This is a genomic window from Asticcacaulis excentricus (assembly GCF_003966695.1).
GTDB lineage: Bacteria > Pseudomonadota > Alphaproteobacteria > Caulobacterales > Caulobacteraceae > Asticcacaulis > Asticcacaulis excentricus_A.
On sequence record NZ_AP018828.1, the window covers coordinates 1,041,450 to 1,056,669 of the forward strand.

The 15,220-nt window shown below is 62.5% G+C and carries 12 protein-coding genes; 8 read left to right on the forward strand and 4 right to left on the reverse strand.

Translation table 11 applies throughout. The annotated features are described in order from the left end of the window. Positions 1–8 precede the first annotated feature (8 nt). Positions 9–818 (reverse strand): bifunctional 2-polyprenyl-6-hydroxyphenol methylase/3-demethylubiquinol 3-O-methyltransferase UbiG, encoded by an 810-nt coding sequence (ubiG, locus tag EM6_RS15950; protein ID WP_126424098.1) that lies wholly within the window; start codon positions 816–818, stop codon positions 9–11. 157 nt (positions 819–975) lie between these two features. On the opposite strand from ubiG, the gene EM6_RS15955 reads away from it, so the two are divergent. The 5 genes from EM6_RS15955 (at position 976) to EM6_RS15975 (ending at position 9,079) form a co-directional block, all read left to right on the forward strand. Next, complete coding sequence (locus EM6_RS15955; protein WP_126424099.1) at positions 976–2,232, forward strand: aspartate kinase; 1,257 nt, start codon at positions 976–978, stop codon at positions 2,230–2,232. A 190-nt stretch (positions 2,233–2,422) separates the two neighbouring features. Then, positions 2,423–4,702, forward strand: coding sequence for a phosphoenolpyruvate--protein phosphotransferase (gene ptsP, locus EM6_RS15960; protein ID WP_126424100.1), 2,280 nt, complete (start codon positions 2,423–2,425; stop codon positions 4,700–4,702). A gap of 104 nt (positions 4,703–4,806) precedes the next feature. Further along, on the forward strand, positions 4,807–6,342 hold the full coding sequence (locus tag EM6_RS15965) for a UbiD family decarboxylase (protein ID WP_126424101.1): 1,536 nt from the start codon (positions 4,807–4,809) through the stop codon (positions 6,340–6,342). A 20-nt stretch (positions 6,343–6,362) separates the two neighbouring features. Next, positions 6,363–7,028 carry a hypothetical protein gene (locus tag EM6_RS15970; RefSeq protein ID WP_126424102.1) on the forward strand — a complete coding sequence of 222 codons (666 nt, stop codon included), beginning with the start codon at positions 6,363–6,365 and terminating at the stop codon, positions 7,026–7,028. An 803-nt stretch (positions 7,029–7,831) separates the two neighbouring features. Then, positions 7,832–9,079, forward strand: coding sequence for an SGNH/GDSL hydrolase family protein (locus EM6_RS15975; RefSeq protein WP_126424103.1), 1,248 nt, complete (start codon positions 7,832–7,834; stop codon positions 9,077–9,079). Between the two features lie 133 nt (positions 9,080–9,212). Here the strand turns inward: EM6_RS15975 and EM6_RS15980 are convergent, their stop codons facing one another. After that, positions 9,213–11,177 (reverse strand): putative bifunctional diguanylate cyclase/phosphodiesterase, encoded by a 1,965-nt coding sequence (locus EM6_RS15980; protein ID WP_126424104.1) that lies wholly within the window; start codon positions 11,175–11,177, stop codon positions 9,213–9,215. A gap of 189 nt (positions 11,178–11,366) precedes the next feature. Between EM6_RS15980 and EM6_RS15985 the strand changes: the two genes are divergently transcribed. From EM6_RS15985 to EM6_RS15995, 3 genes are read left to right on the forward strand one after another with little or no spacing between them, the layout of a single operon-like run. After that, positions 11,367–12,734 carry a TldD/PmbA family protein gene (locus tag EM6_RS15985; protein ID WP_126424105.1) on the forward strand — a complete coding sequence of 456 codons (1,368 nt, stop codon included), beginning with the start codon at positions 11,367–11,369 and terminating at the stop codon, positions 12,732–12,734. Continuing rightward, positions 12,734–13,546 carry an inositol monophosphatase family protein gene (locus EM6_RS15990; protein ID WP_232037150.1) on the forward strand — a complete coding sequence of 271 codons (813 nt, stop codon included), beginning with the start codon at positions 12,734–12,736 and terminating at the stop codon, positions 13,544–13,546. The genes EM6_RS15985 and EM6_RS15990 overlap by 1 nt, the downstream gene beginning before the upstream one ends. A gap of 10 nt (positions 13,547–13,556) precedes the next feature. Next, positions 13,557–13,781, forward strand: coding sequence for a DUF4170 domain-containing protein (locus EM6_RS15995; protein ID WP_126424107.1), 225 nt, complete (start codon positions 13,557–13,559; stop codon positions 13,779–13,781). A gap of 146 nt (positions 13,782–13,927) precedes the next feature. On the opposite strand, the gene EM6_RS16000 is transcribed toward EM6_RS15995, so the two are convergent. Both EM6_RS16000 and EM6_RS16005 read right to left on the reverse strand, forming a co-directional pair. Beyond that, positions 13,928–14,248, reverse strand: a complete 321-nt coding sequence (locus EM6_RS16000; RefSeq protein WP_126424108.1) for a hypothetical protein — start codon at positions 14,246–14,248, stop codon at positions 13,928–13,930. A 62-nt stretch (positions 14,249–14,310) separates the two neighbouring features. Beyond that, entirely contained in the window at positions 14,311–15,003 is a 693-nt protein-coding gene (locus EM6_RS16005; RefSeq protein ID WP_126424109.1) for a fused DSP-PTPase phosphatase/NAD kinase-like protein, read from the reverse strand. Between the last annotated feature and the right edge of the window lie 217 nt (positions 15,004–15,220).

Below are 15,220 nucleotides of genomic sequence, written 5' to 3' on the forward strand. Positions count from 1 at the left end.
CGACGGAATTACAGCAAATCCCGCCGGGCGACGATCATATAGTTGACGGCGGTATCGTTTGAAAGGGCCCAGGTCGCCGTGAAGGGATTGTAGCTCACCCCCACTGCCGGGTCGGGCGTCAGGCCGGTCCCTTCAAGAAACCCTTCAATCTCTTCGGGCTTGAGAAACTTGTTCCAGTCGTGCGTGCCCTTGGGCACCCATTGCAGCACGTATTCCGCCGCCACAATACCCAGTGCGTGAGCCTTCAGCGTGCGGTTCAGCGTGGCAATGAACAACAGTCCGCCCGGCTTGACCAGAGAGGCGCAGGTCTTGAGGAAGCTTTCCGGGTCATTGACGTGCTCGATGACCTCCATGGTCAGCACCACGTCAAAACCGGGCTCTTTGGACGCGACCACCTGCTCGACCGTCTGGGCCAGATAGCGGATATCGAGCCCGACCTCAGCCGCATGGGCCTTCGCCGTGCCGATATTCTTTTCCGAAGCGTCGATGCCGGTGACGTCAAAACCCATGCGCTTCATCGGCTCTGACAACAGACCGCCACCGCAGCCAATGTCGATCAGGCGTAAATCGCCAAAAGGCGCCACCGCGCGCGGATCGCGCAGGAAGTGATCGATGCAGGTATCGCGGATAAAGCGCACGCGGTTGGGGTTGAACTTGTGCAGGGGCGCAAACTCCCCCTTGGGGTCCCACCATTTGGCGGCCAGAGCCGAAAACCGCGCCACATCTTCGGCATCTATGCTCGGCCCGGCGGGGGCGTCGGCGGCCAATTCCGTCTCATTTGCAACTGATTTTGCTTGATTTTTTGCCGCTCTGGCCATGTCACGCTCCGAAAACAGCCACTTCTGGCAGGGGAATAGCGCAAAAAGCCGCGTCCGTATGCGCTTTTTTCGCAAAAAAGCTTCACAGGCGCGCGCACGGGCAGTAAAGCGGGCGCGCATTTTTGTACACACTCGCTTGAAAGAGAAAGACGGATTAATGACTCGTCTCGTGATGAAGTTCGGCGGCACGTCGATGGCCGACCTCGAACGCATCCGCAGGGCGGCCCGGCTGGTGGCCGCTGAATACGATGCCGGTCACCGCGTCGCGGTCGTTGTGTCGGCCATGTCGGGTAAGACCAATGAGCTGGTCGCCTGGACCGATGGTGCGGGTAAGGCCACAGGTCGCGCCATCGAAGGCGACGACGAATATGATGTGGTCGTGGCCTCCGGCGAACAGGTGACCGCCGGTCTTCTGGCCATGACGCTGCGCAATATGGGCTATGACGCCATTTCGATGATGGGCTGGCAGGTGCCGATCCTCACCTCGGACGTGCATGGCAAGGCGCGCATCCTCGACATCCCGCCGGCCAAGCTGGAAACCGCGCTCGATGCCGGGCAGATCGTCGTCGTGCCGGGCTTTCAGGGCGTCACCGAATCGGGCCGCATCACCACGCTGGGCCGCGGCGGTTCGGACACCTCAGCGGTCGCCGTGGCGGCGGCGGTCAAGGCCATCCGCTGCGACATCTATACCGACGTCGATGGCGTCTACACCACCGACCCGCGCGTCGAATCCAAGGCCCGCCGCCTGAAGAAGATTTCCTTCGAGGAAATGCTGGAAATGGCGTCGCTGGGGGCCAAGGTGCTGCAAACCCGCTCGGTCGAACTGGCCATGGGGCAGCGCGTGCCGGTGCGCGTCCTGTCTTCCTTCGTGGAGCCGGGCGAAAACATTGATCAGGGCACCATCGTGTGCGACGAGGACGAAATCGTGGAAAAGCATATTGTTTCCGGCGTGGCCTTCAGCCGTGATGAAGCCAAGATCACCCTTTTGGGCCTGCCGAACAAGGTCGGCGTCTCCGCGGCGGTGTTCTCGAAACTGGCCGCGGCCAATATTAATGTCGATATGATCGTGCAGTCGGAAAAGCGCTCCGGCGAATACGCCAACCAGTTGTTCACCGTCGGCCGCCGCGACGCTCAGGCCGCCGCCGACATCATGGAAGCCGCAAAGGCCGAGATCGGCTTTGACGCCATCAAGGTCGATGAAAACGTCGCCAAGGTGTCGATCGTCGGCGTCGGGATGCGCTCGCACACGGGGGTCGCCGAAACCATGTTCCGCGCCCTGTCGGAAAAAGGCATCAATATTCAGGTCATCTCGACCTCGGAAATCAAGATCTCGGTCCTGATCGACGAAGCCTATACCGAACTGGCCGTGCGTGCCCTTCATGCGGCCTACGATCTGGACAAGATCGGGCAGTAAGCGCTGTTCAGGTAAGGAAAAAGGCCGCGTGCTTTGAGTGCGCGGCCTTTTTCTTTGGGCTCTGTGGGTTTGTGCCGATTTGTTTCGGCGATGTGACCGCATAAAGTCTTCGTGACTTGTCTCAGGGGGCAAGCCTCTGTAGACAGCCGCGAAAACGTTTCCCATTATGGAGAAAACGGCAAACGGTTGTATGGGGAGCCGAGCGTTGAGTCCAAGTCTGGTTCAGGGTGCACGCGGTCAGCGCGGTCTGCTGCGGCAGATTCGCGAAGTCATGGCCGATGGCTCCTCGGCTCAGGCGCGTCTGGACCGCGTGGTGGAAATCATCGCCCGCTCGATGATTGCCGAAGTCTGTTCCATCTATCTGCGCCGCACCTCCGAAGAACTTGAACTGTTCGCCACCGAAGGCCTCAACCGCGAAGCCGTGCACAATACGCGGCTGCGCCTGAGCGAAGGTCTGGTCGGTGAGGTCGCCCGGTCGGGGCAGCCGCTGAACCTTAACGACGCGCCGTCGCACCCCAGCTTTGCCTACCGTCCGGAAACGGGCGAAGACCCCTATAACTCCTTCCTCGGCGTGCCGCTGCTGCGTGGCGGGCGGACCATCGGCGTGCTGGTCGTGCAGAACATGGCCATGCGCACCTATGGTGAGGATGAGGTCGAGGACCTTCAGATCATCGCCATGGTGCTGGCCGAAATGGTGGCCGGCGACCTGGTCAGCGACGATGAGCTGAAAGATATCGAAATCGCGCCGCAGCGGCCGGAACGCCTGAAAGGGTCGAGCTTCGCTGACGGCATCGCCATCGGCACGGTGATCCTGCACGAGGTGCCGGTGACGCCCGACCACCTGCTGTCTGACGACGCCATTGCCGAAGAGGCGCGGCTTCTGACCGCTATTGGCGACCTGCGCGACCAGATTGATCAGATGTTCGAAGGTCAGCACGGTCTGGCCGGGCCGACCTTCGATGTGCTCGAAACCTATCGCATGTTTGCGCACGACCGGGGCTGGACGCGCAATCTGGTCGAAGCCGTGCGCTCCGGTCTGACCGCCGAGGCAGCGGTGGAGCGTGTGCGCAATGAACAGCGCGCCAAACTTAACAATGCCCGCGACGCCTATATGCGTGAGCGTCTGCACGACCTCGAAGACCTCGGCAACCGGCTGCTGCGCGTGCTGGCGGGCCGCAATACGGTCGCCCGCGAAATCCCCGACAATGCCATTCTGGTGGCGCGCGATCTGGGGCCCGCGGACCTGCTGGAATACGACCGCAAAAAGCTGAAAGGCATTTTGCTCGAAGAAGGCTCGGCCGCCAACCACGCCGCCATCGTCGCCCGCGCGTTGCAAATCCCGTGCGTCGGACGGCTGGAGCGCCTGCGCGATAAGGTCAATCAGGGCGATCAGGTCGTCGTCGATGGCGAAACCGGCGAAGCCTACTTACGCCCCCGCCCCGATATTCTGGGGGCCGCCGTGGCGCGCATGGACATGCGGGCCGCCCGTCGGGCTGAGTTCGAAAAGCTGAAAGACGTCGATGCGGTGACGCGCGACGGCCACCGCGTGGCGCTGCTGATGAATGCCGGTCTGGAGTTCGATCTCGAAATCATGCACGAGACGGGCGCGGAAGGAATCGGCCTGTTCCGCACCGAGTTTCAGTTCATGGTCTCCGAAGACCTGCCGCGCCTGAAGCGTCAGACCGAGCTTTATGAGCGGGTGATGGACGCGGCGGGCGACAAGCCGGTCATCTTCCGCACGCTCGACCTGGGCGGCGACAAGATCCTGCCCTATATGGAAACCGAGCGCGAGGAAAACCCGGCGCTGGGCTGGCGCGCCATCCGTATGGGGCTGGACCGCCCGGCCCTGCTGCGGATGCAGGTGCGCGCCCTGCTCACCGCCGCCAAGGGGCGCGAGCTGCGCATCATGTTCCCTATGGTCGCTTCGGTCGATGAGTTCCGTCAGGCGCGCGAACTGGTCGATATCGAATGTCAGTGGGCGCGCCGCCGGGGCCGACCGCTGCCGCAGGTGTTGCGCGTCGGCGTAATGATCGAATGCCCGTCGCTTTTGTTCCACCTCGACGCCCTGCTGCCGATGGTCGATTTCGCCAGCGTCGGGACCAACGACCTGACGCAGTACCTGTTTGCCGCTGACCGCACCAATCCGCGCATGTCGGACCGCTATGACGTGCTGTCGCCGCCCATGCTGCGCGCCCTTTCGACCATTCAGAAAGCGGCCGAGGATTCGGGTACGCCGGTTTCCGTCTGCGGCGAAATCGCAGGTAAGCCGCTGGAGGCCTTCGTGCTGATCGCGCTGGGCTTCAACCGCCTGTCCATGCCGCCCGCCGGCATCGGTCAGGTCAAGCGCATGATCCTGTCGCTCGACCGCGAACAGGCCTCAAAGGCCATCCGCAAGCTGATGGGCTCCTCCTACGGTTCACTGCGTTCCGAAGTGCTGGCGCTGGCGCGCAAGCTGAATGTGAATCTGTAAATTCTGTTACCCGCTTTGTTGGACAGGACCTGATCGGTCGCGCTTGCCTCCGGTATCGTATCGGCCTATGTCTCGCAGCCGTGTTTCCAACAAGAGTCCCGGTCATGAGCGCCTACAAATCCCTGCGAGATTTCATAGCCAAGCTCGAACGCGAAGGCGAGCTGGTGCGGGTCACGGAGCCCGTCTCCACCCACCTGGAAATGACCGAGATCCAGACCCGCCTGCTGGCCGAAAAAGGCCCGGCTGTGCTGTTTGAAAACGTCATCCTGCCCGATGGCTCAAAGTCGGACATGCCGGTGCTGGTCAACCTGTTCGGTACGGTCAAGCGCGTGGCCATGGGCGTGACACTCGAAGGCAAGGACCGCACCAATCCGCAGGACCTGCGCGAAGTGGGTGAGCTTCTGGCCTTCCTGCGGCAACCCGAACCGCCGCGCGGCTTCAAGGACGCGCTCAGCATGTTGCCGCTGGCCAAGACGGTGATGGGGATGCGCCCCAAGACCGTCTCCAAAGCCCCGGTGCAGGAGGTGGTGCAGACGGGTGATCAGATCGACCTGACGCGCCTGCCGGTGCAGGGCTGCTGGCCCGGTGAGCCGGCGCCGCTGATCACCTGGGGCCTTGTGGTCACCAAGGGGCCGTCGGAAGCGCGCGAAGACGATTTCAACCTTGGTATTTATCGGATGCAGGTTCTGGGCAAGGACCGCGCCATCATGCGCTGGCTGGCGCACCGCGGCGGCGCGCAGCATCACGCCCGCTGGAAGAAGGCCAAAAAGACAGAGCCCCTGCCCGCCTGCGTGGTGCTGGGGGCCGATCCGGGCACCATCCTCGCCGCCGTGACGCCGGTGCCGGATACGCTCAGCGAGTATCAGTTCGCAGGCCTGCTGCGCGGGGCCAAGGCCGAGCTGGTGCCCGCCAAAACCGTACCTTTGATGGTGCCCGCCGAAGCCGAAATCGTCCTCGAAGGGCATGTGCTGCTCGATGACTATGCCGACGAAGGCCCTTATGGCGACCACACCGGCTATTACAATTCGGTCGAAAAATTCCCGGTGTTTCAGGTCTCGGCCATCACGCGGCGCAAGCAGCCCATCTATCTCTCGACCTTCACCGGTCGGCCGCCCGATGAGCCGTCCGTGCTGGGCGAAGCCTTGAATGAGGTGTTTATCCCGCTGATCCGTCAGCAGTTTCCGGAGATTGTCGATTTCTGGCTGCCACCCGAAGGGTGTTCTTACCGCATCGCCGTCATCTCTATGAAAAAGGCCTATCCGGGCCACGCCAAGCGCGTGATGATGGGCGCGTGGTCGTATCTGCGCCAATTCATGTACACCAAATGGCTGATCGTGGTGGATGATGACATCAACTGCCGCGACTGGAAGGACGTGATGTGGGCGATTTCGACGCGCATGGACCCGGCGCGCGACATCACGGTCATCGAAAACACGCCGATCGACTATCTCGACTTCGCCTCGCCGGAAAGCGGTCTGGGGTCGAAGATCGGGCTGGATGCCACCAACAAGTGGGAGCCGGAAACCCACCGCGAATGGGGCGAAAAGCTCTATATGGAGCAGGACGTCATCGACCGCGTCAGCGAGAAATGGGCCGCCATGGGCCTGCCGGGGTCGGGCAAACCGATTTGGAAAAAATAAGCAACCATGCGGGGGGATGCATGCTGACGGATTCTACGACAAAACGACGCGCGAGTTCTCTGGCCGCGACGACGCTCAGGCTCTTCGCCGACAACTTGTTTCTACTAGGGTGTCTGGCGGTTTTCAGCACGCTGATCGTCGGTGCGATTAATTTCGCCGTCCCCTGGGCCGTCGGACGGCTGGGCGTGGTGAACGACCTGTCCTATGCCGTAACGACGGGCTTGATGTTCGTCAGCGTGGTGGTTGCCCACGCGATATTTCTGCTTGTCGCCTGTCGTATATTCGGACGGCAAATCGCCTTCGCACAGGTAAAACCGTTGGGCGCGTGGCGCTGGATTGCGGTGACCGTCGGCCTGAGTCTCGCCCTGATCGTCATGTTCGTTCTGGCGGATGTTAAAGCCGTATTGATCCTGATGGCGGTATTTATTCTCGCCCCGATCCTGCCAAAACTGGCATTTCCCGGCACAGACGCGGTTTACCGACCCGGGATCGCCGCGCTTATCGCCCTGCCCTACGTCGTGCCGACGATCGTATTGGGTCTACCGGCTCAGATGTGCGTCGACGAGTGCTGGGGCGCGTTCGAAGGCGGGATATTCATGGTGCCACTGCTGGGCGTTCACCTGTTTCTGGCGACGGTGGTGTCGGCGCTGATTTCGACCGTAGCCTATCTGTCTCCGAAGCCGTAGGTCGGGGTCTGTAGGGCGTGCCGTCGGGCCATTTGCCGATGCGGGCGGCGCGTTGTTCGCGCATCTGGGCCTGTTTGTCGGCCCAGCCCTTTGACCATTCACCGTGTGGAGAGGCTGAAGGCGTTGACTGAGGTTTCGCCTCTTCTGTCGGTTCAGGGGCTGCCTCCCCTCTCGTCACGGGGCGGCCTGTCTCCTCCCTTGTAAGCCCGTCAGGGCGCGACGGGGGCGATGGATCGGCCCGAAGGCGACGAGACGCAGCGGGCGTTTCGGCTGGTGCCTCCTTGACCGGCTTCGGTTTCGCCTTCAGCAGCGGCGTGTATATCCCCCGCAACATCCGCTCGACGGCCATGATGGCGCGGGCCGTGCGGCCAATTTCGATAGCCGTGGTGGGGCGCGGCGCGGTTTCGAGCGCGGTGAGGAGCTGATCCGCAAGGCGCATCAGGCGATCATAAGACGCTGTGTGGGCGGCGGGGATGTGGGGGGCGATCTGTGTCATGGACTCAGCATGACAGAGGTTCACGCGGCGGGGACAGATTGTGAGAAAACGCGCTTAAGAAATTGAAATTGCCCATGTCTCAGCGGGGATAGATTTTTTTGCCACGGATAGACACGGATGGCGGGCTTCGCCCGCCGAACACAGATGGTCCGCGCTCTGTGCCTCTCAGTTGTGCAATGAACATCCGTGCCCGTCGCGCCAGCGGCCATCCGTGTCTATCCGTGGCGAACCCAAACCCTGTTTCCCTCAGGCGCAAAATCGCGTTAGATGCGCGCCCAAAGCCAAAAGAGCCCTCAGGGGAGTCGCCATGTCCATTCTGAACCGCCGCGCGTTGATGTCGGGGCTGAGCGCCGCCGGGGCCGCGCTGACCCTTCCGGCGCTGGCCCGTCCGACGATGCAACACTGGACGCCCTCGTGGTACGCCGCCCCGGAGCCGTCGGGCAACAAGGCGCAGGCGCAGGACCTCACCCTGCGTCAGATCGTGCGCCTCAGCGTGGGCGGCAGCGCCGTGCGTATCCGCCTGTCGAACGCCTATGGCGACACGCCCCTGCGCATCGACGCCCTGCGCGTGGCCCGCCGCCTGTCCGGCGCGCGGATCGACCCACAAAGCGACCGCGCCGCGACCTTTGACGGCCAGACGTCCGTGACGATCCCGCCGGGGGCCTATGTCCTCAGCGACCCGATCCCCCTGACGGTGGCGGCCCACAGCGACCTCGCCGTCAGCCTGTACGTCAAGGGCCCCGCCCCCCTGACCACCCTGCACGAACTCCAGCGCAGCGCCCTTTACGTCGCCAGCGGGCAGCAAACGGCGGCCCCCGAACTGCCCACCACAAAGACCGATATCGGCATCGGCAACGCCTTCCCGTGGCTGTCGGGCGTCGAGGTCGCCACCCCGAAGACGCAGGCACTGGTGGCCTTTGGCGACTCAATCACCGACGGCTACGGTATTACCCCGGATCAGGGCGGGACCTGGCCCGACCTGCTGAGCCAGCGCCTCAGCGCCGCTCGCATCCCCTTAAGCGTTGTCAATGCCGGCATCAGCGGCAACCGGCTGCTCAATCACGGCACCTGGGCGCGGTTCGGCACCGGCGCTCTGGCGCGCTTTGACCGTGACGTGCTGGCGCAGCCCAATGTCGCCGCTGTGGTGCTGCTGATCGGCATTAACGACCTCGGCCACGCGGGCGGTCCGGACAGCCCCGGTTACGCCCCGCTGGACGACCTGAAGATGGGCCTCAGCCAGATCGCCGCCCGCGCGCAAGCGCACGGCATCCGCACCTATGCGGCGACGCTCACCCCGTTCAAGGGCACGACCTTCAAGGACTATTACAACGACGAGAAGGAGACGCGGCGCGTGGCGCTGAATACGTGGCTAAGACGTAGCGATGTCTTTGACGGCCTGTTCGATTTTGACAAGGCGCTGGAAGACCCGGCGCGTCCCGGTTGGCTTTTGCCGGGGCTGGGCATGGCCGACAATCTGCACCCCAATGACGCCGGGGCGGCCAAGATGGCGCAGTCGATCCCACTCACCTCTTTCGGATGGGCGCGCAAAGCCTGATCGCGTTTGATACCAACGGCCGAAGATGCTGACCGCATCCGGCCGTTGAAGACACGAGACTGTCTCATATGTGTCAGTGACATGAGACAGTCTCGAATGGAATACCAAGAGCCATTTTCAATGACCCTTAGTATTATCCCGCCTTTTTCAGCCCTTCACGCCACGACTCGGCGTCCAGATAGGCGGTAATGGCCTCACTGCGCATGGGTTCGGCGAAGTAATAGCCCTGAATATAGCGCGCCCCGATCTCTTCCAAACGGCACAGTTCCGCCGCCGTCTCGACGCCTTCGATGACGTGGTCGAGCGACAGGTTGCCGCACAGGTCGATCAGCGTCTTGACGATCTTGACCGTCGAATCGTGTCGCAGAAGCTGGGTCACGAAGCTGCGGTCGATCTTGATCTTGTCCACCGGCAGACGATGGATGTAGCCGAAGCTGGAATAGCCCGAACCGAAATCATCGAGCGCGATGCGGCTGCCCATGCCTTTCAGCAGGGCCAGAGCCTCCAGCGCCTGATCAAAGTCGCTGAGCATCGCCGTTTCGGTGATTTCGAACTCGATGCGCTTCGGATCGACGCCGGACGCTTTTACCGTGTCGCAGATGCGCGCAATGGCCGGCAGCGAGCGCAGGTCGCGCGCCGACAGGTTGAACGACACGCGCATATCATGCGGCCAGTCGCGCACCGCCACCAGCGCCTTGCGCAGCAGGATCAGGGTGATGTCGCTGATCAGGCCGGAGCGTTCGGCGGCGCGGATGAAGATGTCGGGACGCACCGGCCCCAGCTTTTCCGACTGCCAGCGGGCCAACGCCTCGAAGCTGACCGTGCGCTGCGCCTTGAGGTCGATCTGCGGCTGGAAGACGATATAGAGTTCACTTTCGAGGTCGGACGAACGCAGGGTCTGATCGACCGCGCCGAAATCCTGCATCTCGTTTTCGTGGCGGCGGTCAAAGATGACCGGCGCGCCGCGCAGGTTCTGCTTGGCGTAATAAAGCGCGTAATCGGCGCGCTCCAGCATTTGCGAGGCGCTCCACTGGGCATCAGGGTCCGAATGCACGAAGCCGACCGAGCCGGAAATATTGGCGCACACCCCGCCGCCCAGCACGTAGGTTTCGCGTAAGGAGTCACAGAGGTCTTCGCCAAAACGACGCAGATCGTCGTCAGGCATCTGCCCGTTGAGGATAAGGGCAAACTCGTCTCCGCCCAGCCGCGCCACGACACCGCGCGCCCCCACGACCGCGCGCAGACGCTTGCCGACCTCAATCAGCAAGGCATCGCCGATGCTGTGGCCATAGAGGTCATTGACCGGTTTGAAGCCATCGAGATCAATCAGGGCCAGATCAAAGGCATGGCCGTTTTTAGCCCCCACCAGCGCCACATCCAGCTCGGTGAAAAAGCTGCGGCGATTGGGCAGACCGGTCAGGGCGTCGTAATGCGCCAGAATCTGCGCCTCGTGGCGGTGCTTTTCGGCCACCAGCCGGGCATGAACGGCGCGGAAAATGGTACTGCGCATGATGCCAGCCATGCCCAGAGCCGTGACAATCCCGCCGATACCGACCCAGATATGCTGCTTGAGCACGGGGAAACCGGCATGATGAGCCATGACAAACATGGTGCCAATGGCCAGAAGCGAGGTCGGCACCACGACGCGCAGCGACACGGCGGAGGTGGCGAAGACCAGGGTCATCAGCACAAAATAGATCAGCTTGGCCGGCACGAAGTGCAGGTACTGAGACACCACCACATTGGCATACATCAAAAGGCTGACGATCAGGGTGGCAAGTTCCAGCCGGTGCACGCTTTCGGCCCCGCGCGTCCAACGGAAAAAGGACAGGCCGGTTATGGCCGTCAGCCCCCCCAGACAGGCCATGATCGGCAGGTCCATCCCCTTTTCATAGAAAAAATGGGAGATGAAAATGACGATATAGTAGCTGCCGACCACGCCGCACAGACCGCGCACGACCGGGCGCAAGGCAATGGCGCGCTGACGCTTCAACTCCGCCGTATCGACTTCGCTCTGTCTGTGGCTCGCCTTCAAACGGCGCCACAGCCGGTAAGCATACCGACGCAAGTCTCCGGTGCGTTCGGTCAGTGACAGCATAAGACCCCTGCAGGATGACGCGCAGTCAACAGAGCCTGCGCCACAGAGGTCACAACCTAAAGGAATGCCCTAAATATTATACTAATCTGTAGGAAATAATCCTGTAAAACAAGGTTATGATATGCTTTGCGGGGAATCGTTCCAATTGAGACTTGCGCCCCGCCCCCCGGCGCGCCTAAGAAAGACCTTATGCTGCACACGCAAACAGACACCCCCGCCCGCACCGATTCTACGGCGTTGCTTGCGCACGTCATCGGTCTGGCGCAGGCGCAGGGGGCGGATGCCGCCGAAGCCGTCTATTCGCAAAGCCGCTCGCTCACCGTCGGCGTACGCAAAGGGGCCGTCGAAACCGTCGAAAGCGATGAGGCCACCGATCTGGGCCTGCGGGTGTTTATCGGTCAGAAACAGGCCGTCGTCTCGGTCTCCGAATTTTCCGAGCGCACGCTGGCGCGGCTGGTCGAACGCTGCGTCGCCATGGCGCGGCTGGCCCCGGATGATGCCTATGCCGGGCTGGCCGACCCGGCGCGGCTGTGGCGCGGTGACGGCGTGGAACTGGATATTTTCGACCCCACAGAGCTGAGCGCCGATGCCTTGCGCGAACGGGCGCTGGCCTGTGAAGCCGCGGGCCTGATCGACCCGCGCCTGCAAAGCGACGCGGCCAGTGCGGGCCAAAGCTTCACCCGCTGGCAGCTTCTCACCTCGGACGGCTTTGCCGGCCACCACCGCACCAGCCTGTCGTTTCAGTCGGCGCGCCTTATCGCCACGGACGAAACCGGCGGTATGGAGCGTGACGGCGAAGGCCGCTCAACGCGCTACCTGTCCGATTTGCCGACGCCCGAAGCGACTGGGCGTATGGCCGCTGAGCGCGCCTTGAAAGCGCTGGGCGCGCGCAAGATCGACAGCCGCACCGCCCCCGTCCTGTTCGAACCCCGCACCGCCAAATCGCTGATCGGCCTGTTTCTGGGGGCCATTTCCGGCCCCTCGGTAGCGCGCGGCTCCAGCTATCTGAAGGACAGGCTGGGCCAGCGCCTGTTCGCACCCGGTGTACACATCATCGACAATCCGTTCCGCCCGCGCGGTTTGGGCTCGTGCCTTTATGACGACGAAGGCGTGGCGGTGCGTGAGCGCGCCCTGATCGACGACGGCATCCTGACCACGTGGCTGCTCAACAGCGCCGCCGGGCGGCAACTGGGCATGGCCTCGACCGGGCACGCCTCGCGCTCTCTGGCCCATCCGGCGGGCGTATCGGCGCACAATGTGACGCTGAGCCCCGGTTCGCGCTCGCCCGCCGACCTGATGGCCGCCGCCGGTTCGGGGGTGCTGATCACCTCGATGTTCGGCCCCAGCGTCAATTCGGACACCGGCGACTGGTCGGCCGGGGCGTCGGGCTTTGTGTTTGAAAACGGCGAACTGACCCACCCGGTCAATGAAATCACCGTCGCCGGCAATCTGATCGACATTTTTGCGCGCCTTGAGCCCGCCTCAGACCTTGAGATCAAGGGGACGCTTGATACCCCCTCGATTCTGGTCGATGGCCTGAGCATCGGGGGCAAGTGATGAGCCGGGCCGCGCCGACGCTTCAGGAAGAGCTTGATCTGCTGATCGACCGGGCGCGGCGCGCCGGGGCGCTGGCCCAGCACCTGAAGGCGCAGGGGCTGAATATCTCTTATAAATCCGACGGCTCCATCGTCACCAATGCCGATCTGGAGGTCGATCTGTGGCTGAAGGAGGCGCTTTTGGACGCGCGCCCCGGCTATGGCTGGCAGAGCGAGGAATCGCCCGACACGCCCGCCCGCCTGACGCAGTCGCACCTGTTCGTGCTCGACCCCATCGACGGCACCATGGGCTTTACCAAGGGCTCCCCCTACTGGACCATCGCCCTGTGTCTGGTGCAGGCGCGCCAGCCCGTCGCCGCCGTGGTCTACGCCCCCGACGCGCAGGAAATGTACAGCGCGGGCAAGGGGTTGGGGGCGTTTCTCAATGGTGAGCCCATCCGCGCTTCCGCCACCACCGACCTCAGCGTGGCGCAGGGCATCGGCGATGCCCGCCTGTTTGGCCGCGACATCTGGCCGGAGCCGTGGCCGAAGATGAGCATAACCTCTCGCCCCTCGGTCGCCTATCGCATGGTGTGCGTGGCGGCGGGCCGCGCCGATTTTACAATGGCCCTGACGCCCAAGCGCGACTGGGATGTGGCGGCGGCCACCCTGATCTGCCATGAGGCCGGGGCCATCGTCTCCGACCATCTGGGGCAGGCCTATGACTTCAATGCCCCCGACAGCCTGAAGGCCTCGCTGATCTGCGCCAATTCAGGTCTTTATCCCGAAATCCGGCGCCGTTGCGCCGCCCTTCCCTCCCTCGAAACCCTCTGAGAGTTTGACCATGAGCGACAAACAACTGCTTCACATCGTCATCGGCGGCGAACTGCAAGCCCCCGGCGGTACCGACTTCAAGGACCTTAAGGCGGTCGAATTTGTCGGTGCCTATGCCAGCTACGAAGAAGCCAAAACCGCCTGGCGCGCCAAGGCGCAATCGACGGTCGATAACGCCCTGATGCGCTATTTCGTCATCCATGCCCACCGTCTGCTGAATCCAGCGAACGATTAATTAGAGCGGAACGATTCCTACTGGAATCAATCCGCTCAAGCCGCCATTGAGGCGGCGGCCAAGGTGGTGCAAGCCACCGCCCGGCGAGGGGCTAAACAAAAATCTAGATCATTATGTTTCTGCCAGAAATCATAATGATCTAGCTCTCAGTTCTTCGTTGGGGTCACCGCCGTACCGCGCGGCAGCGGTTCAGGCCGCGAGGTATTATCCTTCCACATCAGCGTATTGAGACAGTCGGCGTCGCCCAGCACCAGCAGCGCCGATTGCTGGCACTTGGCCTGCGCCTCGGTGACGCAATAGCCCTTGCCATTGGCGTCTTTCGTAAAAACCAGATCGCGCGCCTTGCACGCCTTGGGCGACGGCAGGGTAGCCTGCGGGCTGCCCGCTACGAGTTCGGGCGTGGACGCACAGCCCGTCAGGGCCAAGGCCGCCAGCGTCATAGCGATGAATTTCAGCGACATAGCCATACTCGTTTTCCTTCGCAGTCGTGTCAAACCTTGCTCGAAAAACGACCTGCGCGCAACGGCCCCTACTCCCGGCGGAAAATCTTTTCGGTCAGCAGCGTGCCCCACCACGCCGCCTTGAAGTCCGACTTGATCTTCACCGGATCATACAGGTCCGACTGCGTCCATTCGACGAAGGACATGCCGCGCGGTTCGCCCTCGGCAAAATAGCAGTCGAAAATATAGTCGAGCACGCCCGTCTTGCCCGCCTTCATGTGCAGGGTACGCAGGCCCAGTTCGGAAACCGCCTCGCGCAGGGGGTGCTTGAGGTGCAGGTGGCGGTACAGCACGCTCATGATCCCGGCGCGGTCCGCCCCGGATTTGCAGTGCATCAGGGCCGGATACTGGATGCTGTCGAACAGCTTTTCGGCCTCAAGGATCGCTTCGGCCGACGGCACATCGCGCGAGGTGACGATGAAATCGACCAGATCGAGCCCTAGTTTTTGGCAGGCATGGCGCTCCAGCGCGAAAAATGCCCCCTGCCCGCCGCGCAGATTGATCACCGTGCGGATGCCGTCGTGCTTTTTGAACCAGGCGAGTTGAAACGGCCACGGCTGGTTGGTGCGCACCATCTTGTCGTCGATCCAATGGGCATTGGTGAAGCCCAGCCGCAGATAGGCGTGGTCGTTCCACAGAAAGGCCAGATAGGTCTTGAACAGCCCCCATGGGGTAGAGGTGTCGAAAACCTTGGGCGTTTTACGTTTCTTGAACAGCTTCACGGGGTACCATTTAAAAAATGAGCGCTCTAGATCGAAATGACTTTAAAAGGAATCGCCATTTCTCTCTAAATTTTTGTTTTGTCGCGATGTTTTTGCGGAAAACCGCTCACACTTTTCCGCACATCGCTCTGACCTCATACGCCCCCGGCGTGCCGGGGGAGGTGGCACGCCGCAGGCGTGACGGAGGGGGCTTGCGACGTTTCAACCCGTCGCGCTC

Coding starts and splice junctions, on each gene's coding strand:
- EM6_RS15985 (WP_126424105.1), top strand. CDS start 11,367: ATGCTGCACACGCAAACAGACACCCCCGCCCGCACCGATTCTACGGCG.
- EM6_RS15990 (WP_232037150.1), top strand. CDS start 12,734: ATGAGCCGGGCCGCGCCGACGCTTCAGGAAGAGCTTGATCTGCTGATC.
- EM6_RS15955 (WP_126424099.1), top strand. CDS start 976: ATGACTCGTCTCGTGATGAAGTTCGGCGGCACGTCGATGGCCGACCTC.
- EM6_RS15980 (WP_126424104.1), bottom strand. CDS start 11,177: ATGCTGTCACTGACCGAACGCACCGGAGACTTGCGTCGGTATGCTTAC.
- ubiG (WP_126424098.1), bottom strand. CDS start 818: ATGGCCAGAGCGGCAAAAAATCAAGCAAAATCAGTTGCAAATGAGACG.
- EM6_RS15975 (WP_126424103.1), top strand. CDS start 7,832: ATGTCCATTCTGAACCGCCGCGCGTTGATGTCGGGGCTGAGCGCCGCC.
- EM6_RS15965 (WP_126424101.1), top strand. CDS start 4,807: ATGAGCGCCTACAAATCCCTGCGAGATTTCATAGCCAAGCTCGAACGC.
- EM6_RS15995 (WP_126424107.1), top strand. CDS start 13,557: ATGAGCGACAAACAACTGCTTCACATCGTCATCGGCGGCGAACTGCAA.
- EM6_RS15970 (WP_126424102.1), top strand. CDS start 6,363: ATGCTGACGGATTCTACGACAAAACGACGCGCGAGTTCTCTGGCCGCG.
- ptsP (WP_126424100.1), top strand. CDS start 2,423: ATGGGGAGCCGAGCGTTGAGTCCAAGTCTGGTTCAGGGTGCACGCGGT.
- EM6_RS16000 (WP_126424108.1), bottom strand. CDS start 14,248: ATGGCTATGTCGCTGAAATTCATCGCTATGACGCTGGCGGCCTTGGCC.